This is a genomic window from Polynucleobacter sp. IMCC 29146 (assembly GCF_021395195.1).
In the GTDB taxonomy this organism is placed as follows: Bacteria; Pseudomonadota; Gammaproteobacteria; order Burkholderiales; family Burkholderiaceae; genus Polynucleobacter.
This window is the reverse complement of the sequence record NZ_JAJVCR010000003.1, coordinates 228,636-251,026: the sequence shown is the minus strand read 5'-3', so window position 1 is coordinate 251,026 and position 22,391 is coordinate 228,636. Positions and strand designations below refer to the sequence as shown.

At 45.5% G+C, this 22,391-nt stretch carries 22 protein-coding genes and 1 tRNA gene; 5 read left to right on the top strand and 18 right to left on the bottom strand.

Annotated elements, in window-relative coordinates:
- Nucleotides 1-5: 5 nt before the first annotated feature.
- The 10 genes from tpiA to LZT22_RS05035 form a co-directional block, all read right to left on the bottom strand.
- On the bottom strand, nucleotides 6-764 hold the full coding sequence (gene tpiA / locus LZT22_RS05080) for a triose-phosphate isomerase (protein ID WP_233923984.1): 759 nt from the start codon (nucleotides 762-764) through the stop codon (nucleotides 6-8).
- A gap of 8 nt (nucleotides 765-772) precedes the next feature.
- Nucleotides 773-1,771 carry an NAD(P)H-quinone oxidoreductase gene (locus LZT22_RS05075; protein WP_233923983.1) on the bottom strand — a complete coding sequence of 333 codons (999 nt, stop codon included), beginning with the start codon at nucleotides 1,769-1,771 and terminating at the stop codon, nucleotides 773-775.
- A gap of 52 nt (nucleotides 1,772-1,823) precedes the next feature.
- Entirely contained in the window at nucleotides 1,824-3,998 is a 2,175-nt protein-coding gene (pnp, locus tag LZT22_RS05070) for a polyribonucleotide nucleotidyltransferase (protein WP_233923982.1), read from the bottom strand.
- Nucleotides 3,999-4,235: 237 nt separating this feature from the next.
- A complete protein-coding gene (gene rpsO / locus LZT22_RS05065; RefSeq protein WP_233923981.1) occupies nucleotides 4,236-4,505 on the bottom strand; it encodes a 30S ribosomal protein S15 in 270 nt (89 codons plus the stop codon).
- Nucleotides 4,506-4,641: 136 nt separating this feature from the next.
- Complete coding sequence (locus tag LZT22_RS05060) at nucleotides 4,642-6,189, bottom strand: 2-isopropylmalate synthase (RefSeq protein WP_233923980.1); 1,548 nt, start codon at nucleotides 6,187-6,189, stop codon at nucleotides 4,642-4,644.
- A 231-nt stretch (nucleotides 6,190-6,420) separates the two neighbouring features.
- Entirely contained in the window at nucleotides 6,421-7,290 is an 870-nt protein-coding gene (pssA, locus tag LZT22_RS05055) for a CDP-diacylglycerol--serine O-phosphatidyltransferase (RefSeq protein WP_233923979.1), read from the bottom strand.
- Entirely contained in the window at nucleotides 7,290-7,940 is a 651-nt protein-coding gene (locus LZT22_RS05050; RefSeq protein ID WP_233923978.1) for a phosphatidylserine decarboxylase, read from the bottom strand. The genes pssA and LZT22_RS05050 overlap by 1 nt, the downstream gene beginning before the upstream one ends.
- A gap of 20 nt (nucleotides 7,941-7,960) precedes the next feature.
- Entirely contained in the window at nucleotides 7,961-8,977 is a 1,017-nt protein-coding gene (gene ilvC / locus LZT22_RS05045) for a ketol-acid reductoisomerase (RefSeq protein WP_233923977.1), read from the bottom strand.
- A gap of 53 nt (nucleotides 8,978-9,030) precedes the next feature.
- Nucleotides 9,031-9,522, bottom strand: coding sequence for an acetolactate synthase small subunit (gene ilvN, locus LZT22_RS05040; protein ID WP_233923976.1), 492 nt, complete (start codon nucleotides 9,520-9,522; stop codon nucleotides 9,031-9,033).
- Nucleotides 9,522-11,300 (bottom strand): acetolactate synthase 3 catalytic subunit, encoded by a 1,779-nt coding sequence (locus LZT22_RS05035; RefSeq protein WP_233923975.1) that lies wholly within the window; start codon nucleotides 11,298-11,300, stop codon nucleotides 9,522-9,524. The genes ilvN and LZT22_RS05035 overlap by 1 nt, the downstream gene beginning before the upstream one ends.
- A 221-nt stretch (nucleotides 11,301-11,521) precedes the next feature.
- On the opposite strand from LZT22_RS05035, the gene LZT22_RS05030 reads away from it, so the two are divergent.
- From LZT22_RS05030 to LZT22_RS05015, 4 genes are read left to right on the top strand one after another with little or no spacing between them, the layout of a single operon-like run.
- Nucleotides 11,522-12,091, top strand: a complete 570-nt coding sequence (locus tag LZT22_RS05030) for an RNA polymerase sigma factor (RefSeq protein WP_233923974.1) — start codon at nucleotides 11,522-11,524, stop codon at nucleotides 12,089-12,091.
- The gene (locus LZT22_RS05025; protein ID WP_233923973.1) at nucleotides 12,088-12,642 is read left to right on the top strand and encodes a DUF3619 family protein; all 555 of its coding nucleotides are present in this window, start codon (nucleotides 12,088-12,090) and stop codon (nucleotides 12,640-12,642) included. Before LZT22_RS05030 ends, LZT22_RS05025 begins: the two co-directional genes overlap by 4 nt.
- A 26-nt stretch (nucleotides 12,643-12,668) precedes the next feature.
- A complete protein-coding gene (locus tag LZT22_RS05020) occupies nucleotides 12,669-13,280 on the top strand; it encodes a DUF3106 domain-containing protein (RefSeq protein WP_233923972.1) in 612 nt (203 codons plus the stop codon).
- Nucleotides 13,281-13,288: 8 nt separating this feature from the next.
- On the top strand, nucleotides 13,289-13,816 hold the full coding sequence (locus LZT22_RS05015) for an RDD family protein (RefSeq protein WP_233923971.1): 528 nt from the start codon (nucleotides 13,289-13,291) through the stop codon (nucleotides 13,814-13,816).
- Between the two features lie 27 nt (nucleotides 13,817-13,843).
- Here LZT22_RS05015 and LZT22_RS05010 read toward each other — a convergent pair whose 3' ends face one another.
- The 8 genes from LZT22_RS05010 to LZT22_RS04975 form a co-directional block, all read right to left on the bottom strand.
- Nucleotides 13,844-16,348, bottom strand: coding sequence for an ABC transporter permease (locus LZT22_RS05010; protein WP_233923970.1), 2,505 nt, complete (start codon nucleotides 16,346-16,348; stop codon nucleotides 13,844-13,846).
- A gap of 26 nt (nucleotides 16,349-16,374) precedes the next feature.
- Nucleotides 16,375-17,160, bottom strand: coding sequence for an SDR family oxidoreductase (locus LZT22_RS05005; protein WP_233923969.1), 786 nt, complete (start codon nucleotides 17,158-17,160; stop codon nucleotides 16,375-16,377).
- Nucleotides 17,161-17,192: 32 nt separating this feature from the next.
- Nucleotides 17,193-18,164, bottom strand: a complete 972-nt coding sequence (locus LZT22_RS05000) for a tripartite tricarboxylate transporter substrate binding protein BugE (protein WP_233923968.1) — start codon at nucleotides 18,162-18,164, stop codon at nucleotides 17,193-17,195.
- A 2-nt stretch (nucleotides 18,165-18,166) separates the two neighbouring features.
- Entirely contained in the window at nucleotides 18,167-18,850 is a 684-nt protein-coding gene (locus LZT22_RS04995) for an ABC-type transport auxiliary lipoprotein family protein (RefSeq protein ID WP_233923967.1), read from the bottom strand.
- A complete protein-coding gene (locus LZT22_RS04990) occupies nucleotides 18,847-19,797 on the bottom strand; it encodes an MlaD family protein (RefSeq protein WP_233923966.1) in 951 nt (316 codons plus the stop codon). The genes LZT22_RS04995 and LZT22_RS04990 overlap by 4 nt, the downstream gene beginning before the upstream one ends.
- Nucleotides 19,794-20,549 (bottom strand): ABC transporter ATP-binding protein, encoded by a 756-nt coding sequence (locus LZT22_RS04985; protein ID WP_233923965.1) that lies wholly within the window; start codon nucleotides 20,547-20,549, stop codon nucleotides 19,794-19,796. The genes LZT22_RS04990 and LZT22_RS04985 overlap by 4 nt, the downstream gene beginning before the upstream one ends.
- Complete coding sequence (locus LZT22_RS04980) at nucleotides 20,549-21,724, bottom strand: ABC transporter permease (RefSeq protein ID WP_233923964.1); 1,176 nt, start codon at nucleotides 21,722-21,724, stop codon at nucleotides 20,549-20,551. Before LZT22_RS04980 ends, LZT22_RS04985 begins: the two co-directional genes overlap by 1 nt.
- Nucleotides 21,725-21,776: 52 nt before the next feature.
- Nucleotides 21,777-21,853, bottom strand: a tRNA-Arg gene (locus tag LZT22_RS04975).
- Between the two features lie 18 nt (nucleotides 21,854-21,871).
- On the opposite strand from LZT22_RS04975, the gene greB reads away from it, so the two are divergent.
- Nucleotides 21,872-22,369, top strand: coding sequence for a transcription elongation factor GreB (greB, locus tag LZT22_RS04970; protein WP_233923963.1), 498 nt, complete (start codon nucleotides 21,872-21,874; stop codon nucleotides 22,367-22,369).
- The last annotated feature ends 22 nt before the right edge of the window (nucleotides 22,370-22,391 follow it).

The window sequence follows — 22,391 nt, the reverse complement described above, 5'->3', positions numbered from 1 at the left end:
AATATTTAAGCTCGGCAAATCGCTAGAAAATCTTCAGCAATTAATGAAGCGCCGCCTACTAAAGCACCATCAATATCTGGCATCACGAATAATTCTGCGGCATTCTCAGGCTTAACACTACCGCCGTATAAAATTCCAATATGCGAGGCCACGTCGTCATTAAATTCAGCTAATTGATGGCGAATAGCGCGATGCATATCTTGCGCAACTTGCGCGGTAGCAACTTTGCCAGTGCCAATTGCCCATACCGGCTCATAAGCAATTAAAGAATCAACTAAGCGATCTTGTAAAACCGTAACCTGTCGAGCAATTTGTGAGCGCACAACCTCTTCTGCTCGACCTGAATTGCGTTGATCAGCAGTTTCACCAACACAAATAATTGGAGTTAAACCATGATCTAAAGCGAGCAAAGCCTTTTCGGCAATTTGTTCATCAGTCTCTTGGTGAAGATCGCGCCGCTCAGAATGACCCACAATGACATAAGAGCAGCTAAGCTCAGCTAACATAGGAGCAGAAACTTCGCCAGTATAGGGTCCATCGAGATGGGCCGATACCTCTTGTGCGCCCAAACTTAAGGCGGCTACTCCACCCACGCGCAGTAGCTCTGCACATTGCGCTAAATAGGGAAATGGTGCACACACTGCATAGCGCCGTCCTGAAGGCATACCTTGCGCCATAGAACGGCAGACATCTTGCATCCATGTTTGATTACGGCTAAAGCTACCGTGCATTTTCCAGTTGGCAACAATAATGAGTGGGCGCATATTTTTAATTACGCCGTAAGAATAATTTTACCCACATGCTCGCTCGATTCCATTAAGCGATGCGCATCGGCAGCGTCATTCATGCTGAAGATTTTATAAATTACGGGCTTTAATTGACCGGCATTTAGTAAGGGCCAAATTTGCGTATGCAAAGCTTGCGCAATTTTCTTTTTAAAGGCTACTGGTCTAGGGCGTAAGGTAGAGCCCGTAATAGTTAAGCGTCGCCGTAGAATCTGGCCCGTATTTACTTCCGCTTTTGAGCCGCCTTGAATCGCAATAATTACAATACGACCATCATCAGCCAGACAATCAATTTCACGTTGCACATAGGCACCAGTTACCATGTCTAAAATAACATTCACACCTTTACCATCAGTGGCTTTTTTTACTTCTTCGACAAAATCTTGGGTTTTATAATTAATCGCCACATCGGCACCTAGCTTCATACAAGCAGCACATTTTTCATCGCTACCTGCGGTAACCAGCACCCGATGCCCTAAAGCCTTAGCAATTAATATCGCAGTAACTCCGATACCACTTGAACCGCCTTGCACTAATAAAGTTTCGCCCTTGGCCAGCTCGCCGCGCATAAAAACATTACTCCATACGGTAAAAAAAGTTTCGGGTAAGGAGGCTGCTTCTTGGTCACTAAAACCAGTTGGATAAGGCAAACATTGCGCAATGGGGGCTAAACATAAATCGGCATAGCCACCGCCCTGCACTAAGGCACAAACTTTATCCCCTAACTTAAGGCCAAATGTATTATCAGCGTGGGCTAAATCGCCACCAATAATTTCGCCAGCAACTTCCAGGCCGGGAATATCAGAGACGCCAGCAGGCACAGGGTAATGACCCTTGCGTTGCAATACATCGGGGCGGTTAATACCAGCTGCCAAAACCCGAATTAACACTTCACCAGAACCTGCTGTTGGTACAGCGGGGTCCGGGCGAGTGCTTGAAACTAAGACTTCAGGCGCACCGTGTTCACGAATTTCAATCACGCGCATCAGCCATCTCCGTTCACTGTCAGATCATTTAGCTAAGTAAAGGTTATCTTACTTAAACTGTCTCACCATTCGCAGGGGTATTTTCCGAAGGCTTAGTAGCGTTTGCACTAGCGGCTAAAGGTACAATTGTGCCACCCTCTTCCGCCATTGCTGCTTTTAAGGAAAGACGTAAACGCCCACGCTCATCGGCAGCCAATAACTTCACGCGCACAATTTGACCTTCTTGTAAATAGTCTTTTACTTCTTTCACACGCTCATTGGCGATTTCTGAAATATGTAAGAGACCGTCTTTGCCAGGAAGAATATTAATTAAGGCGCCAAATTCAAGCAACTTCACAACCGGGCCTTCATAAATCTTGCCTACCTCAGCTTCAGCGGTAATACCTTCAATACGGCTCTTTGCTTCGGCTAAGCCATCAGCGCTGGTAGATGCAATCGTTACCGTGCCATCATCTTCAATATTGATGCTGCAACCAGTTTCTTTAGTTAAGGCCTGAATGGTAGCGCCGCCCTTACCGATTACTTCACGAATCTTATCGGGATGAATTTTGAAAGATACCATTCTTGGCGCATGCTCTGATAACTCGGTACGAACCGAGCCCATCGCTTCTTGCATTTTGCTCAGAATATGTAAGCGACCTTCTTTCGCTTGCGCTAAAGCCACTTGCATAATTTCCTTGGTAATACCCTGTACCTTAATATCCATTTGCAAAGCTGTAATCCCATTTGCTGTGCCGGCTACCTTAAAGTCCATGTCACCTAAATGATCTTCATCACCCAAGATATCAGTTAAAACAGCAAAACGGTTGCCGTCTAAAATCAAGCCCATCGCTACGCCTGCAACGTGTGCCTTGACAGGTACACCTGCATCCATTAACGCCAAGCAACCACCGCAAACTGAAGCCATCGATGAAGAGCCATTTGATTCGGTAATTTCAGAAACCACCCGAATGCTATAAGCAAAATCTTCTGGGTTTGGTAAAACAGGAATGAGCGCGCGCTTCGCTAAACGGCCATGGCCAATTTCACGACGCTTAGGGCTACCTACGCGACCGGTTTCACCAGTAGCAAATGGGGGCATGTTGTAGTGGAACATGAAACGATCACGGTGCTCGCCTTCAAGTGCATCGATAATTTGTTCGTCGCGTGCGGTGCCCAAGGTAGCAACTACCAAGGCCTGAGTTTCACCGCGCGTGAAAAGCGCTGAACCGTGTGTACGGGGCAAAACACCACTACGAATTTCAATCGGCCGAACGGTGCGAGTATCGCGCCCGTCAATGCGGGGTTCACCATTCAAAATTTGACTGCGCACAATTTTGCCTTCAATCTCAAACAAAATATTACCCACAGCAACTTCATCAATATCACCATCAAGTGCTAACTTAGCTAGCACTTCTTTATTAATTTCTTTTAGCTTGGTTGAGCGCGCTTGTTTCTGACGCATTTGATAGGCCTCACGTAAAGGCGCCTCAGCAAGGGCTGTTACCTTAGCAATTAAAGGCTCATCCTTTGGTGCAGCTTGCCAATCCCATTCGGGTTTACCAGCTTCGCGGACCATTTCTTGAATGGCATTGATCGCAATTTGCATTTGATCATGACCATAAACTACAGCACCCAACATCACATCTTCTGGTAATTGTTGTGCTTCAGACTCAACCATTAACACTGCGGCCTGCGTACCAGCCACAATTAAATCGAGATCGCTGGTTGCTTGCTCAGCACGGGTTGGATTAAGTAAATACTGACCATCACGATAACCCACGCGGGCCGCACCAATGGGGCCATTAAACGGAATTCCTGAAATCGATAAAGCCGCTGATGCAGCAATTAAGGCAGGAATGTCTGAAGGAATGTCGGGGTTAATCGATAAAACATGAATGACCACTTGCACTTCGTTATAAAAACCTTCAGGAAATAGCGGGCGAATTGGGCGATCGATTAAACGCGAAATTAAGGTTTCGCCTTCTGATGGACGTCCTTCACGGCGGAAAAAGCCACCAGGAATTTTGCCTGCGGCATAGGTTTTTTCTAAATAATCAACCGTAAGAGGGAAAAAATCTTGCCCGGGTTTTGCTGATTTTGAAGCTACAACAGTGGCTAATACCACCGTATCGCCTATATCTACCATAACCGCACCGCCAGATTGACGCGCGATTTCACCCGTTTCCATTGTTACTTGCTGTTGGCCCCATTGAAAGGTCTTTACTACTTTATTAAACATGGTCATTTTTTCATTCTCCAAATTGTGCTTGTGCATTCCAAATGGATGCTAAAACAAGCTACTTAACGCTCGCCGAGGAAATGCAGCGCCTCGACTACGCTGGAGCAATTCGAGATTACAAGGGATGCCATTCCAGTGAGGCACTCAGCGCAGGGCAATGGGGGCTGAGAGACGCATTGGAATGACACGATCCCCTAAACAGGTAATCTAGAAGCACTCAAACTGCTACTAAATGCCAGCCAATTACTTACGGAGGCCTAACTTCTCAATCAACGCGCGATAACGATCCAGATCTTTGCCCTTGAGATAATCCAAGAGACGGCGACGACGCGAAACCATCTTCAACAAACCACGACGGCTGTGATGATCTTTGGCGTTTGCCTTGAAATGGGGTGTAAGGTCGTTGATACGAGCGGTTAATAAGGCCACTTGAACTTCAGGGCTACCCGTATCATTTGCGCTACGCGCGTTTTCTTTGACGATTTCCGCCGTTTGACTATGAACTACTGACATCGTATTACTCCTTACTTGCGAACACCCGAGCTTTCACCCTTTTAGTGTCGTGCGATTAAAAAAAGCTTTATAAATCAAAGCCATCGAATTGTAGCAGAATTTAAATTAGAGGGCAATCTGCTTGATATAAGGCAGCTTATGGGGTCATTTGGGCGTTTAACTTCACATGCCGTGGATCGTAAAGCTTGTTTAAGGCAGATAAATAGGCTTTAGCTGAAGCTGCAATGATGTCAGGATCGGTACCCACCCCATTCACGATACGTCCTCCTTTTGCCAAGCGCACAGTCACTTCACCCTGCGATTGGGTACCAGAAGTAATCGCATTAACCGAGTACAAAAGCTGTTCAGCACCACTTTTAGCTAAAGCTTCAATTGCGTTTAAGCTCGCATCAACCGGCCCATTGCCTTCAGCCTCTGCACTGACGTCGGTATCACCCATGCGAAAACTCACTCGAGCCATTGGTCTTTCACCGGTTTTAGAGTGCTGGCTAATGCCAATAAAATGATAAAAATCGTGTTCTTCAGCATGAGCAGCCTCCGACATAATCGAAATAATGTCTTCGTCGAAGATTTCCGCTTTTTGATCTGCCAAGGTTTTAAAGCGCACAAATGCTTCATTAAAGTCGGCCTCCGACTCTAAAGTTAAGCCCAAATCATCTAAGCGTTGTTTAAATGCATTTCGACCAGATAACTTACCCAAGACTATTTTATTTGCTGACCAACCTACATCTTCAGCACGCATAATTTCATAGGTTTCGCGGGCTTTCAAAATACCATCTTGATGAATACCAGAGGCATGTGAAAACGCATTAGCTCCAACCACGGCTTTATTGGGCTGCACGACAAAGCCCGTAATGTGGGAAACCAATTTTGAAGCCGGCACAATTTGAGTGGCATCAATTGTTGAAACTAAATTGAAGTAGTCTTTACGGGTGCGCAAAGCCATCACAATTTCTTCCAATGAAGTATTACCAGCGCGCTCACCTAAACCATTAATCGTGCACTCTACTTGTCGAGCCCCTCCAATCTTCACCCCAGCCAAAGAATTAGCCACCGCCATACCTAAATCGTTATGGCAATGTACCGACCAAACCGCTTTATCCGAATTAGGCACGCGGGTACGCAATGTTTTAATAAACTCGCCATATAACTCAGGAATGGCATAGCCAACAGTATCGGGAACATTAATGGTCGTTGCTCCAGCATCGATAACGGCTTCAAATACGCGACACAAAAAATCCATTTCTGAGCGATACCCGTCTTCAGCTGAAAATTCCACATCATTAGCTAAGTTACGTGCGAAGCGAACTGAGCGTATCGCTTGATCTAAGACTTGGTCGGGCGTCATCCGCAATTTCACTTCCATGTGCAATGGGCTAGTGGCAATAAAAGTATGAATCCGCTTTGAATTAGCGGCCTTTAATGCATCGGCAGCCCGCGTAATATCACGATCATTGGCACGCGCTAAAGAACAAACAGTGGAATCTTTCACGGCTGCAGCAACTGCCGAAATTGCGTCAAAATCACCTTCTGAGCTAGCCGCAAAGCCTGCTTCGATCACATCCACCTTAAGGCGCTCAAGTTGTCGCGCAATGCGGACTTTTTCGTCTTTAGTCATCGAGGCGCCAGGCGACTGCTCGCCATCGCGCAAGGTGGTATCAAAAATAATTAATTTGTCTGTCATAGTTACTCTCCAATAAATCGCTACTCATCGATCTGCACTGCATTACGCAAACTACAAAACAAAAACCCCAGCAATTTGCTGGGGCTGGTATGTTTGGATTAATGAATCAATCTGGTTTCATTAACTCAAGGCTTACCCGCCCCAAGCGCTAGGCTTAGTGCTAATAGAAGCAGGGCTAAATTAGGGGTTAAATTCATCAACATAGATAAACTATACATCAAATTAGTTTACTTAGCCTTTAGCGGCAAAGCGACGCCAAGCCCAAATGACATATCCTGAGACTGAATAGGCAACAAAAACAGCAAATAAGGTCACCGGGGGGTTTGATGAAATCAGCACAAAACCCAGTATTAGCAAGACCATAACCCAAAATGGCACGCGGTAGCGCACATCTAAGGCTTTGCCGCTATAAAAATAGCCATTAGAAACCATCGTTAAACCAGCATAAACCGTTATAAAGAAAGTCACCCAAGGAATGGCGTAATCTTTAACGGGCAACTTATTATCATCAGCCAACCAAATAAAGCCTGCTAATAAAGCGGCGGCGGCTGGGCTTGGCAGGCCTTGAAAAAATTTCTTATCAACGACGCCGGTATTAATATTGAAACGTGCTAGTCGTAAGGCTGCACCAGCACAATAAGTAAAGGCAGCTAACCAGCCCCATTTACCTAAATCTTTTAAAACCCACTCGTACGCCACCAAAGCCGGCGCAACGCCAAATGAAACCATGTCAGATAAAGAATCATATTGCTCACCAAAAGCGCTTTGGGTATTGGTCATCCTTGCTACCCGACCGTCCATGCCATCTAAAACTAAGGCTGCGAAAATTGCAATTGCCGCAGTTTCAAATTGGTGGTTCATGCCATTCACGATCGCAAAGAAACCACAAAATAAAGCAGCGGTTGTAAACGCATTAGGTAACAAATAAATTCCCTTGCTACGCAGGCGAGGCTTCAATTCAATTTCTTGCTCAACCTCAAAATCAGGATGATCGTCGGCCGCGCTATGCGTATCTCCATCCCAAGCATCGCCTTCGCGACCTAAAGTACGCTGGCGCTTTAAACGGCTACGATCGAATCGTAAACGGCGACGAAATGGCATTACGTATCTAAACCTGGTAAACGCGCTAGCGCAGTTTTAGTCGCAAAAACAATATCGCCCACACTCACTAATGGCTCAGCGGTTAGAGGTAAGTACACATCAACCCGCGAACCAAAGCGAATGAAACCATAGCGCTCACCCCTTTTTACGCGGTCGCCAACATGCACATAACATAAAATGCGCCGTGCAATGAGCCCTGCTACCTGCACTAAAGTAATGATTTGGCTGTTAGCCTCAATTACTACAGCATTGCGTTCATTCTGCGTAGAGGCTTTGTCCAAATCGGCATTCACAAACGAGCCCGGAAAATATTGAATGCTACGTATATGCCCCGTCACTGCAATTCGGTTCGAGTGCACATTAAAAACATTCATAAAGACACTCATTTTTAATGCCTCGCGATCAGCATAGGGGTCATTACAGACCTCAACCGCAACAATTCGGCCGTCAGCAGGCGACACTACTAAATCGCGACCTAATGGAGCAATACGCTGTGGGTCACGAAAAAACTGCAAGACAAAAAAGAAAATGAGCCACAGCGGCCACGACCACAATAAACCGCCAAAATGCTGCACGATCAAAATAACGATCGCCAAACCAATTAAATAAGGCCAGCCTTCTTTAGCAATAAGGGGATGGGGATACATCATCGAAACTGGCCTAAATCCACTTAGTTTTTCGCTTTATCAACTAATTTATTTTTCGCAATCCACGGCATCATCGCGCGTAACTTAGCACCAACCTCTTCAATCTGATGTTCTTCAGTTAAACGACGACGGGAAATTAAAGTGGGCGCACCCGCTCTATTCTCCAAGATAAAGCTCTTTGCATACTCACCAGTTTGAATATCTTTCAAACACTGACGCATGACATTTTTAGTTTCTTCAGTCACAATGCGTGGGCCAGAAACATATTCACCATACTCGGCATTATTCGAAATCGAGTAATTCATGTTGGCAATACCGCCTTCATAAATTAAATCAACAATGAGCTTTAATTCATGTAAACATTCAAAGTAAGCCATTTCAGGCGCATAGCCAGCTTCAACCAAAGTTTCAAAACCCGCTTTAATTAACTCAACCGTGCCGCCGCACAACACTGCTTGCTCACCAAATAAATCGGTCTCAGTTTCTTCGCGGAAATTCGTTTCAATAATGCCGGCGCGTCCACCGCCATTGGCAGTGGCATAAGAGAGTGCGACATCACGAGCATGACCTGATTTATCTTGATATACCGCAATGAGATGAGGCACGCCACCACCTTGGGTATACGTATTTCGCACGGTATGACCAGGCGCTTTAGGGGCAATCATGATCACATCTAAGTCGGCGCGTGGCACTACTTGACCATAATGCACATTAAAACCATGGGCAAATGCTAAGGCTGCGCCCTGCTTAATATTGTTATGTACTTCCGCTTTATAAACCGCACCAATATCTTCATCGGGCAATAACATCATCACCACATCGGCGTCCTTAACGGCATCGGCCACTTCTTTCACTGCTAAACCGGCTTGTTCAGCTTTTTTCCATGAAGCGCCATGTTTACGCAAGCCCACCGTAACATTGACACCAGAATCTTTCAGATTTAAGGCATGTGCATGACCCTGTGAACCATAACCAATGATGGTCACATTTTTTCCTTTAATTAAGGATAGATCTGCATCTTTATCGTAAAACACTCTCATACTATTTCCTTCTTGTTGATATAAGTTATCGCTATTACAAAATAAACTACCAATTACACTTTAAGAATACGCTCACCCCGACCAATGCCTGTTGCGCCAGAACGGACGGTTTCTAAAATAGAAACTCGATCAATCGAATCGATAAACGCATCTAACTTCGTGCTATCGCCAGTTAATTCGATGGTGTAGCATTTATCAGTCACATCGATAATGCGCCCACGAAAAATATCGGCGGTACGCTTTAATTCTTCGCGTTCCTTGCCAACTGCACGCACTTTAATCATCATTAATTCACGCTCAATATGTGGGCCTTCAGTCAAATCAAATACCTTGACAACTTCAACCAAGCGATTCAAGTGCTTAGTAATTTGCTCAATAACATCATCCGAGCCAATCGTGACGATAGTCATACGTGATAGTGAGGGATCTTCAGTTGGCGCAACGCTTAGCGTTTCAATGTTGTAACCACGCGCCGAAAATAAACCCACCACGCGCGACAAGGCGCCAGGCTCATTCTCGAGTAAAACTGAAATAATGTGACGCATTACAACTCCTCACTACCTAACAGCATTTCAGTAATGCCTTTGCCCGACTGCACCATCGGCCAGACGTTTTCTTCTGGATCGGTTTGAAAATCCATAAAAACTGTGCGATCTTTAAGGCGAATAGCTTCTTTTAAAGCAGGCTCAACATCGGCTTTCTTTTCAATTAACATGCCGACGTGACCAAAGGCTTCCGCTAACTTCACAAAGTCTGGCAAGGAATCCATGTAAGAACTGGAATAGCGGCGGTTATAGGTGAGTTCTTGCCACTGCCGTACCATACCCAAGTAGCGATTGTTTAATGAAACAATTTTGACTGGTGTGTTGTATTGCTTGCAAGTCGACAATTCTTGAATACACATTTGAATCGAGCCCTCACCCGTAATAGTGAAGACATCTTTATCAGGAAAGGCTTTTTTAATCCCCATGGCATAAGGCAAACCAACCCCCATCGTGCCTAGGCCTCCTGAATTGATCCAGCGTCGGGGTTGATCAAATTTATAAAACTGTGCTGCCCACATTTGATGCTGGCCAACGTCGGAGCAAATAAAGGCATCGCCTCCAGTCAATTCAAATAACTTCTCAACGACATACTGTGGCTTAACAATTTGTGAGTCGCGATCATATTTAAGACAATCTTTCTTACGCCACTCATTAATTTGTTGCCACCATGCGGCGAGCTTAGTATCATTTTTTAATGGGCCAGCGACCTGCAATTGCGCGGTCATCTCGACCAATACCTCTTTGAGATCGCCAACAATGGGTACATCTACCTTAACCCGCTTCGAAATGACGGATGGATCAATATCAATATGAATAATTTTGCGCGGATGACTGGCAAAATGTTCGGGATTACCAATAACGCGGTCGTCAAAGCGTGCACCAATCGCAATTAAGACATCGCTATGTTGCATGGCCATATTCGCTTCATACGTTCCATGCATACCGAGCATGCCCAAAAATTGGGGGCTCGTACCAGGAAAGCCGCCCAAACCCATCAATGTATTAGTGACGGGGTAACCTAATAAATCAGCAAAGGCTTTTAATTCCGGCGCTGCATTGCCTAAAATGATGCCGCCACCGGTATAAATATAAGGACGTTCAGCTTGCTGCAGCAAGGCTACAGCCTTACGAATTTGCCCGCTATGACCCTTTACCACTGGGTTATAAGACCGCATTGTTAACTCAGCAGGATAGTAAAACGGGGCCTTCGCTGCCGAAACGTCTTTTGGTATATCAACCAAAACAGGACCAGGACGCCCAGTTTGAGCGATATGAAAGGCTTTTTTCAAGGTTAAAGCTAAATCCTTAACGTCCTTAACTAAAAAATTATGCTTAACGATTGGCCGCGTAATACCAACGGTATCCGCCTCTTGAAACGCATCTTCACCAATCGCATAAGTAGGTACGTTGCCAGAAATAATCACCATGGGAATTGAATCGGTATACGCCGTAGCAATACCGGTAACAGCATTAGTTACGCCAGGGCCCGAAGTAACTAAGGCAACACCAACCTTACCAGTCGCACGCGCATAGCCATCGGCAGCATGCACTGCTGCTTGCTCATGGCGCACCAAAATGTGTTCAAACTTATCTTGTTTAAAGATTTCATCATAAATAAAGAGGACCGCACCACCGGGATAACCCCAAACATACTCAACGCCCTCAGCGTGCAAAGCATGAACGAGCATTTCGGCGCCAATCATTTCGGGGCCAGTATTTTGAGAAACGGTGGGGGTATTAGCCTTTGAGGCCAAGAATTCTGCGCTGCTGGTATTCATTTCATTTCCTTTGCAATTTTCGGCAAAAAATTGTTTAGTCAGCCCTTTCCTAGACTTTTGGACCTGGTTCGGGCGGCGCTGCTGCTTAAAATTAAAGCAAAAATAAAAGCCACTTCTTGAATGGTTTTTAAATACTGAGCCTTAGATTGTAAAGCAATACCCTAGAATGGGGGTGAAAACCCTTATTTAACCGTGAATTCGTCCTTTTATATCTAGCCATTATGGCAAGCCCCCAACAGTTAGCCGACTTTCTCAGTGGTATCGATAAACGGGCCTTTAAGCAGGCGGTATATGCCGTGCGAGACGATGATGCAGCCCTAGATATTGTCCAAGATGCCATGATTAAGCTGGCTGAAAAATATGGCGACCGCCCCGCTAATGAGCTACCCCTCATCTTTACGCGGATTCTACAGAACCGCATTCATGATTGGTTTCGACGCCAAAAGGTTCGCAATACCTGGGTTACCTTGTTTTCGGCTTTAGGTAAAAAACAGCTTGAAAACGAGGATTACGACCCGCTAGAGCACTTAATTGCGCCCGATGAAAGCAGTATTCATCAAGATGGTGCACAGCAACTCGAGAAAATTCAGTTAATTGCTATTCTTGAAGCAGAAATATCAAAATTACCAAGTCGTCAACAAGAAGCCTTCCTAATGCGTTATTGGGAGGAGTTCAGTATTACCGATACCGCCTTAGCAATGGGATGCAGTGAGGGTAGTGTAAAAACTCACTGCTCCCGCGCTACCCAAGCATTAGCTAAGGCATTAAAAGCCAAAGGAATCTCGCTGTGAACCGCCCTACCGCACCAACCCAATCTTCTCGACCCACTCAATCAGGCGGGCAAAGCCAAACCGCGGGTCTTACACCGACCGAAGAGGCGCAATTTGCCAAGAGCGCAATGGCTCTTTTGCAGCAAGGTGCGCAACAGCTTGTGCCAAAAATTCGTCATCGTCTAGACGAGGCAAGACTGCACGCGCTACGCGCGCAAAAAACCCCTACGCCGTTTTTCTGGCAGCGTAGCTTTGCACCTGCTTTTGGCGGTCAAACGGGAAGCCAACTCAGTGGCGATGCTAAGCACGGCCCCATATTTAACATGTTGATGTGGCTTGCCGCTAGCGCAGCGGTTATTTTTGGTTTAATGGCGATTACCGATTGGCAACAAGAATCGCGCTTGCAAGACCTTGCTGTTCTAGATGCAGCAATTCTCACCGATGATGTGCCCCCCAACGCTTATGCCGATAGCGGTTTTTTAGCGTTTTTAAAAGCGCATCGTGACCTGAGTCACGAACTGAGTCCCGATAGTCTTGAGCCCGCCGCAGCAAACGCTGCCTCTCCCTCCTGAATCGATACTTCAATCCACCCATAGCGATGTTGAATCCGCAGCGCCTCAGCTTGATCTTTAGTATTGGCTTACTCATGAACGCCAATCTAGTTCTTGGTCTATTCGCCCCGCAAGTATGGGCACAATCTGCCGTGAGTAATGAGGTGCCGACTGAAACCACTAACCAACCAGTAACGAATGCCTTAACACCTCCGCTAGTTACGCCAATTGCACCCCATGGCAAAACCAGCGCGAATACTGGTGATAAAAAACCCATTAGTAATTGGGCGAGCTTAAGTCCTGCGCAACAACAAATTCTTGCGCCCTTAGAGGGTGACTGGCCCTCAATGACCAACGAAAGTCGGCAAAAATGGGCTAAGTTAGCCAACCTATATCCTAAAATAGGTGCTGCAGAACAAGAGCGATTACAAGCCCGAATGCTCGAGTGGGCCAAGTTATCTCAAAAAGATCGTCGCTTAGCCCGTGAAAATTATTTAAGTAGTCTCAAGTTTCCTAACGATAAAAAAAATGAGGCCTGGCAAGCGTATCAACAATTACCTGATGAAGAAAAACAAAAACTCGCAGCACGCGAAAATAGCCAAAAAAAACCTAGCACGGCTACCTCCCCCAGCTTGCAAACTTATCCAGCTAATAAATAAGTTCTGCGATGAGTCAAGCAGCAATTAACCGCTTACCCGCGCCCGGTTTTTGGCGCCGTGTAGCCTGCAATCTCTACGAGCAATTAGTCTTGCTCGGGGTCGTTGCACTAACATTTTTACTGCCCAATTTAGCTTTAGGCATGCTCTTTCAAATTACACTACCCAGTTGGCTTACTTTTTTTTATTTATATGGTGTATTAGGTCTGTATTTTGTTTGGTACTGGACCCGAACTGGTCAAACGCTAGCCATGCAAACTTGGCAAATTCAACTGCTTTCTAATTCAGACCAAATCCTTTCTCGGCGGCGGGCAATCTCGCGCTATATTTATGGCTCTCTGTGGTTGCTTCCCTGCATAGTCTTACAGGGCATCTTTCACTTTCAACAATGGCAAATTATTGAATTATTATTTGTGGTGGCGCTACTATTTTCACCGCTGAGTATTTTTCTCGATCGCCGTTCAGACACAAGTCGCCAAAGCTGGCCAGATCGCTTTGCTCAAACTAAGCTGGTGCAATTGCCACGCCAAAAGCGCTAAACATTATCGAGTTTCACTACCTTTATCTTACATTGCCTCTCTCAGGCAATTGACTGCAGTGGTTACTTGAATTTTGCGATAAAAACGATAGCCTGCCAAAGCACAAGCTACTAAACCCATCAGCAAACCAAAGATGAGGGGTTGAAAAAAAGCATAAAACTCAAGCTCCATCACATAGCGCCCTAAGGCCCAAGCTGCAGCAGAAGCCGCCAAACCACCTAATAATCCTGCCAAGCCGCCAATCACGACTAACTCTAGCGCAGCAATTTGCGCTAGCAAGCCCCGCGAAGTACCTAATGCTTTTAACAGAGCGGCATCGCGAAAACGCTCTTCTTGTGTCGCTGCAATGGCAGCAAACAAGACCAAAATAGCCGCAACGATAGCAAACAAAAAGAGAATACTTAGGGCTGAAGTTAAACGCTCGATGACATCTTGAATTTGTTTAAGTGACAAGCCTACATCAACGACAGTCAGGTTTGGATATTTTTGACTTAACTGCAAATCGAGGTTTGCTTGTGTCGGAGGCTGATAAAAAGAGGTAATCCACGACTGGGGTAAATTTTGTAAAGTCTGAGGCGGCATAAGGACAAAGAAATTCACCCGCATTGAGCTCCAGTCTAGTTTACGTAATGAAGTAATTTTGGCCGAAACAATTTGACCGGCAATTTCAAAGCTAAGTACGTCACCTAACTTTAGGCCTAGGGTTTTAGCAATGCCACTCTCGAGGGAGATTTGGGCTGCATCCGAACTAAACCATTCACCTGCGATTAAGCGATTGCCAAGGGGCAAGGTATCAGTATAAGAAAGATTAAATTCACGATCAACTAAACGCTTTGCATTTTCATCTTTGTAATCACTTGGGATTACCGACTTCGCATTGATATCAATTAAGCGACCACGCACCATTGGATATAGCGGCGCAGCACGAATACCAGCCAACGATAAATCTTCAGCAACCGCAAGGCGTTGATCATTTTGAATGTTAATCACAAAGCGGTTGGGCGAATTGGCTGGCACCGATCCCTGCCATGCAGGCAACAAATCTTGCCGTAAAACAATAATTAAGAGCATTGCCATTAACGCAATCGCTAAGGCGCAAATTTGCATAATCGTAAAACTACTCCGCCGAGTTAAGGCAGCTAAAGCAAAGCGTAATGCAAAGGCCGAGCTACCACGCAGCGAAAATTGCTTGGAATCACTCCATTTTTTTAAACCGCGCAATATTAGCCAAATAAGCACTACAAAAATGAGAATGGCACCAGCAAAACTGAGGCTCACCCACCCTGCCAGCTTCCAATCACGCGCTGCCCAAAAAATCATTGCTAAACAAGTTGCGATACTGATGATGGTCGACCAACGTGCGGCAATCGGTAGCGCACCTAATTCACGGCGAATTAACCGAATTGGCGAGACCGCTGTCAGCGTAAGTAATGGATAAGCGGCAAAACCAAAGAGCAGTAATACAGCCCACAAAATACTCCACACCACTGGCCAAATTGATGGTGCAGGCAGGCTGGCTAATAGTAGGCCACCTAAAAACCACACCAAACCTTCTTGCACTAACCACGCTAAGCCCGCACCAATAAAACAAGCGCCACCAACTAAATACAGTAGAAGATGTAATTGACGCCAGATTAAATCGCGCTGAGTCGCACCAAAACATTTCAAAATGGCATAAGCATCAGCCTGCTTTAATACATAACGACGAGCTGCTAAGGCTATTGCTACTGCTGCAATCAATGCAGTTAATAAAGCCATGAGAGTGAGAAATTGCTCGGCCCGCTCTAAAGTTTTACGCATCGTCGGTTGCGCTGTTTCCAAATTTTCGACTTGAATACCCCGCAGGCCGTTGGACGCTATTTGTTGTCGCACCCAAGCTTCATAGGCTTGAATTGCTGCATCGCTACCAGCAAATAGGGCTCGATACGTAACCCTGCTGCCTAAGCCAATTAAGCCCGTTGAATTTAAATCGATTAAAGGCATCATGACCCGTGGCGCAAAATTCATAAAGCCTGCACCCCGATCTAATTCTCGAACCAACACCCCGCTAATTAAAAATTGCCGCTCACCTAGCTTAAGCTGCTCACCTACTTGGGTATTGAGGGCAATAGCAGCGGCTGCATCGATCCACACTGTACCTACTTTTGGGCCGCCGATTAGCTCAGTAGTACTTTCAGCTAGTTGTAAATTACCACGTAAAGGATAGGTATCACTCACCGCCTTTAAAGATACTAACTTGGCTTGCTTGGCTGAATTAGCCATACTAGGAAATACAACTGTAGTGGCAACACGAATATCTCGTCGCTTGGCTTCAGCAAGAAAAGTCTCGGTAATGGGTCGATCAGAAACAATTAATAAATCGCCAGCGATTAATTGCCGTGCATCAAATTGAAATGCCCGTTGTAAGCGATCGGCTAAAAACCCCACGCTGGATAATGCCGTAACCGAAATAATGAGCGCTACTAATAAATAGAGCAGCTCAGTAGAACGTAGATCACGCCGAAGGTGGCTGAGCACAACTGAATTAAACAAAAAGACCAGACCTTTAGCGTAATAAATCAAATGCCCTGAACTTGTCCACCATCAACCCGAATAACTGAGCCAGTAATGTATGCAGCGCTCATACTAGCTAAAAATGCAGCTGTATCACCGTATTCTTTAGGGTCGCCATAACGTCCGGCGGGAATCAGCTTAAGGCTTGCCTCAACAACAGCTTCATAAGTCATATTTTCGCGCTTCGAGCGCGCCTCATCAAGCTGCCTTAATCGATCTGTCGCAACCCGCCCTGGCATGATAATGTTAGCAGTAATACCTTCGCCTGCAACTTCATTCGCTAAGGTTTTGGACCAAGCCGATAAGCCTGCCCGCAGCGTATTTGAAATCGCTAAATTACGAATCGGTGCAATTGCTCCCGACGTCGTGCTAGTAATAATGCGGCCCCAACGGCGTTCGCGCATACCAGGCAAAACACGATCAGTAATACTAATTAAGGAAAGGACCATATCGTGAAAACTTTTTTCCCATAATTTTGGGTCTTGGCCAGCTGCAGGCGTCGGCGGTGGGCCACCAGTGTTATTAATCAAAATATCTATCGGCCCCAATTGCTGCTCGACCAGACTCACATTAGGATCAATTGCGCCTAACTCAGATAAATCCCAAGGGATTGGCAACGCTGTGCCACCGAATGCTTTAATCATCTCAACGGTAGTATTTAAACCCTCGGGATTACGCCCCGTAACGGCGACTTTGACACCTTCACGCGCTAAAGATACTGCCATCGCCTGACCCAAGCCCCGACTAGAGGCCAAGACTAAGGCTACCTTACCTTGAATTCCGTAATCCATATCTTTCCTTTGCTGTTATTCATTGATCTGCATTAGTCAATTTGCAGTTTTTGTTTTACTACTACTTCTTTATATACGGTGTACTCGGCTTTAATTTCTTTGGCAAACTCCTCGGGTCCATTCACATTAATGATTGATCCAGTATCTTCAATACGCTTGCGAACTGCAGGCTCAGTGACTGCTTTTTGTGTCGCTACGTATATTTTCTCAACAATATCACGGGGAAGTCCAACTGGACCATAAAGCCCATAGTAGGCCATCCGATTCACGGGAGCTAAACCCACTTCAGCAAAAGTTGGTACATTAGGTAGCTGCGCTAAACGCTTCGGGGCGGCAACCACAATCGGTACTAACTTACCATCCCGAATAAACGGTAAGGCCGAAGGTAAGTTATCAAAAATGATCGGCACTTGCCCTGCAACGGTGTCCGTTAATGCTGGACCTGCGCCACGGTAAGGAATATGCACAATATAAACACCAGTCAAACTTTTGAATAATTCCGTTTGTAAATGACCAATACCACCAGTACCCGAACTAGCATAAGAATATTTACCTGGATTTTTCTTCAACACTTCTAAAAAAGTTTTGAAATCTTTTGCTGGAAAATTGGGGTTTACCGCAATGATGTTTGGGGTAGCCGCAATATTCGTAATAGGTGAAAAATCTTTAGTAGGATCATAGCCAATTTTGGGGTTAATGGCCGGGTTAGCCGCAGTAGTAGACACCGTTGCCACTCCAATGATGTAGCCTTCTTTTGGCGCCCGAGCAACCTCAAGCGCACCAATACTACCGCCGCCGCCTGCCCGATTTTCCACAATCACAGGTTGACCCAATTGTCGTCCAAGGGGATCAGCAATACTGCGCGCAATAATGTCGGTTGTACCTCCAGGCGCAAATGGCACAATTAAACGAATCGGGCGACTAGGATAAGTATCAGCAAAACTTGGTGCACTCAAAATTACGGCTAAGGCAAACGCCAAAAAAAAGCGGTAACTAAAATTCATATTTACTTTCCTAAAGGGGTGGGTAGCTGCAGATTTTTTTGATAAAAATCGGCTTCTAGTTGCTGCAAAATTGCCGTCAGCGCTTGTTGGTAACCCTGTATTAACGCCGCCCGACTATTATCAGTCAAGGCAATGCGTTGGCTGTAGCGTGGCGTAAAAATAACTGGATTAGCTGCTTTTGAAGTACTTGCAGCGCTTAAAAAATATTGAATGGTCACAACTGCTTCAGGCTTTGTTCGGTAATCACCATAAAATTCTTCAACGTGAGCTTGTAAAGTGTAATACGGGAAAAAACTATTACTTTGATCAACGGTTAAACGAAATACACCCGCATCGTTTAACCAAGTACGTGTAGCGTTAGCAAACATTTCATTGGGCAAGGCAATATAGGCATTATAAAAATCTTTATCGTAGCGCCCCTCACTCAGTCGGTAAACTAGTGACTTACCGTCAAAGGGTGCTGTCACACTAATCGTTCCCACCTTCAACCAAACTGGTGAGATGGGTTTACGAGGCTCGCCACTTCGCTTAACTGATACGAGCCAATCGGAGGTTTGCTCAGCCGGCTTAGTTGGAGCGCACGCATTAAACAAAACTACACAGGCACTGGCAATGAGTACTAAGCCAGCACTTCGCAGTGATCGTCGACCTTGCCAAGGAAATTGTTGCAGTGGTGTAAAAATCATTTCTGACCTCCTGCCGTGATTGCGCCTGGCGTACCACCTTGCGTGCCATTTGTCGGCAAAATAATTTTTGCGGGCGGCTCAGACCAAATTAAAGAACTGGGGCTTTGACTAATAATTCGAGTGAGGTCGTTCAATTGCGTGCTAGCTTGTTTAATATTTTCGACTGACAATGCTGTATCGCCTTGAACCGAGCCGAGCATTTGCCGTAGGGTAATTGCTGAAGCAATAATTTCCCGCATTAAGACTTGCAGCTCTTCGCTGTTAGTCACTTGATTAACTTTAGTAAGCAAGATATTTAAATCTTGAACCGATTGCACAATACCGGCATTCGCTTTACCATCGCCCGTCAAAATGGAGTTTAAGTTCGTTAGTAAAGCATCAAACTTACGCTGGGTTGAAGCAAAGTCAGTCTGATCGAGCTTCAGCATTAACCCTTGCAAGCCTGCTAATAATTGCTCCGTTTGACTTGGTAAGGATGGAATAACAGCATATTCTGGTGTCCAGGTATAGGGCAGTGTTGGATAATTTTTATAGTCTGGATAATAATCAAACTCAACATAATTTACGCCAGTAATGCCCATGCTTTTTATCCGCGCGCGCAAATCAATGGCTACCAAGCTATTGACGTTATTCAGTAATTCGTTAGGGTCTCCCAAAATGCGCATCCGCACGATCACATATTCTTTACGATCATCTAATTTAATTTCATTTTCATAAACTCTGCCAGATAATAAAATTGCGGTTACTTGCCCTAGTTTCACGCCGCGAAAACGCACATCGGCGCCCACATCTAAACCCGTTACCGATTTCTCGACATAGGTTTCTACAATAAAAGATTTTTTAAAGAACTGACCCGAGCCAAAAATTAGAATAACTGCCACAAGAGCCGCTAAACCGCCAAAAACAAATAGGCCTAAACGAAAATAATTGGGGTTGGAATTACTCATACCGCTTCCTTGCTCATGATTCGATTAAAGAATTGATGCACACGGGGATCGGAACTTTGATCCCGTAATAGCTTGGGGTCGCCTTCCGCAATGATACTTTTAGTGGCTCCATCTAACATAATGACCCGATCAGCAATCGCATAAATACTAGCTAGCTCATGCGACACAATCACAAAGGTGATGCCGAGATTTTTCGATAAATCTAAAATCGTCCGATCTAAGTCAGCAGAGGTAATAGGATCCAAACCAGCCGAAGGTTCATCTAAAAAGAGTATTTTAGGGTCTAATGCCATCGCGCGAGCAATCGCCGCTCTTTTTTGCATGCCGCCACTAATTTCACTGGGCATATAGTTTGCAAACGGTAGTAAACCTACTAAATCGAGTTTGCAGCGGGCCAATAAATCCATTTGTCTATCATCTAGGCTGGTGTACTCCTCCATAAAGAGTTTGACGTTATCCAATAAATTCATGGAGCCAAATAAGGCGCCTTGCTGATACATCACCCCAAAACTCGTCATGATGCGCTGCAACTCTGCACCATAAGCATGCGTAATGTCCTGCCCCTCAATTAAGACATCACCCCCCATCGGGCGATATAAACCAAATAGATTTTTAAGTAAGCTTGACTTACCGCACCCCGAACCACCCAAAATAATAAAAATTTCACCGAAATTAACGCTGAAGTTGAGATTTTGCAAAAGCACTCTTGTGCCATAGCCAATGGTGAGATTTTTTGCTTCGAGGGCTAACATTAGAATCCCGTCCGATAGGAGATGTAGGCAAAAACCCCATCAACTAACACAATTAAAACAATACTGCTAACTACAGCTGATGTGGCAGAAATTCCTACCGCTGCGGCACCGTTGCCAGTTTGCATACCACGTAAGCAGCCCACACTCGAAACTACAGTCCCAAATAACAGGGACTTCAGTAGGCCCGATAAGATATCTTCAGTGCCGACCATAGTCAGTGTACCGTTGTAAAAATTAATAAAGGGCACGCCATAGGCAGTCATGGTTATGGCCGATGCCAAGATCGCCACAATATCAGCATAGAGGGTCAGAATCGGCGCCACTAAAATACCCGCTAGCACCCGCGGTATAACCAAAAATCGCACTGGACTAAGACCGCCACTGACCAATGCATCTACCTCGCTATTGACCGTCATCGTACCAATTTCAGCGGCAAATGCTGCCGATGACCGTCCCGCTAATAAGATGGCAGTAATGAGGGGGCCTAATTCACGAAAAACGCCTAAAGCCACTAGGGGGCCGACAAAAGTCACTGCACCGAACTTTTGCATGCCAATAGCCGATTGAAAAGACAAAATCACCCCAATTAAAAAAGCTACCAATCCTACAATCGGCAATGCCGCTAAGCCCGCTTGCACAGCGGCATTAATAAAATCGCCCCAACGTACTTGACGTGGGTAGCGTAATGACCAAACTAAATCGGCTACAACGTGTCCAGCAAAAGTAATTAAAGCCACCGTATCTTGCCAAAGCGAATAAGCAGCCTTACCGGTTGCTTCAATTGGGCTTTGTGCTGGAACAACTTGTGGCGCTGGAAATAGTTTGCCAATAGGATCAAACTGTTTTAATAAAGGTAGATAGCGTGCTGCTAAGTTCGGCATCGTAAAGACCGCCTTGGCATTCATTTGCGCCTCTTGCACGTCTATTAAAAAAGCAATTCCTGCCCCGTCGAGTGACTCAATTTGACTAGCATCCACTTCCAGTGTTTTTTGCTGGCTAGCGCCGGTGGTCAACCAGGCGTTTTGAGCAGCGCGAATAGGCGACCAAACTGCCCCTAAGGCGTAAATATTCAAGGTGCCACTCAAAACCAAGCTGGCGCGTGAGTCATTCACAATGGTTAAAACCGCTGGGGAGGCTAGCGGTGGCTGGCCCGCATCGATGGCAATCTTGCTCATAGTGCAACTATAAGGGATCGCGCCCCCTACCCCATGGTGCTACGAATCAGAATGGTGCGGCTGGCAGGAATTGAACCCACGACCCCTTGGTTCGTAGCCAAGTACTCTATCCAACTGAGCTACAGCCGCAACAGGCACAATTATGCCATGGAAGAAAAGAACTACATTACGCCAGACGGTCATGAGCGCCTCAAAACTGAGCTCTTACACCTATTAAATCAGGCGCGGCCAGAAATTGTGCAAATTGTGCATTGGGCAGCTTCGAATGGCGATCGCTCCGAAAATGGAGACTATATTTATGGCAAAAAACGCTTACGGGAAATTGATCGACGTATTCGCTTTCTTAATCAGCGCCTTGAATGTGCCTTAGTCATTGATAATGCCGCACGAAAATTGGATGAAACTGATGATGCTCAGGTGTTTTTCGGTGCTACCGTTACTTATCTAGAAAGTGACCCAAAACAAGGAATCGACGAAACCACCATTAAAATTGTCGGGGTGGATGAAGTAAATTTAGAACAAGGTCATGTGAGTTGGGTTTCCCCTATTGCCAAGGCCTTAATTAAAGCGAGGGTGGGCGATGAAGTAGTCATTCAAACGCCAACGGGACCAAGAACCATTGAAATTATTGAAGTGAACTATTAGTCCATCAACGAATCTTGATCTA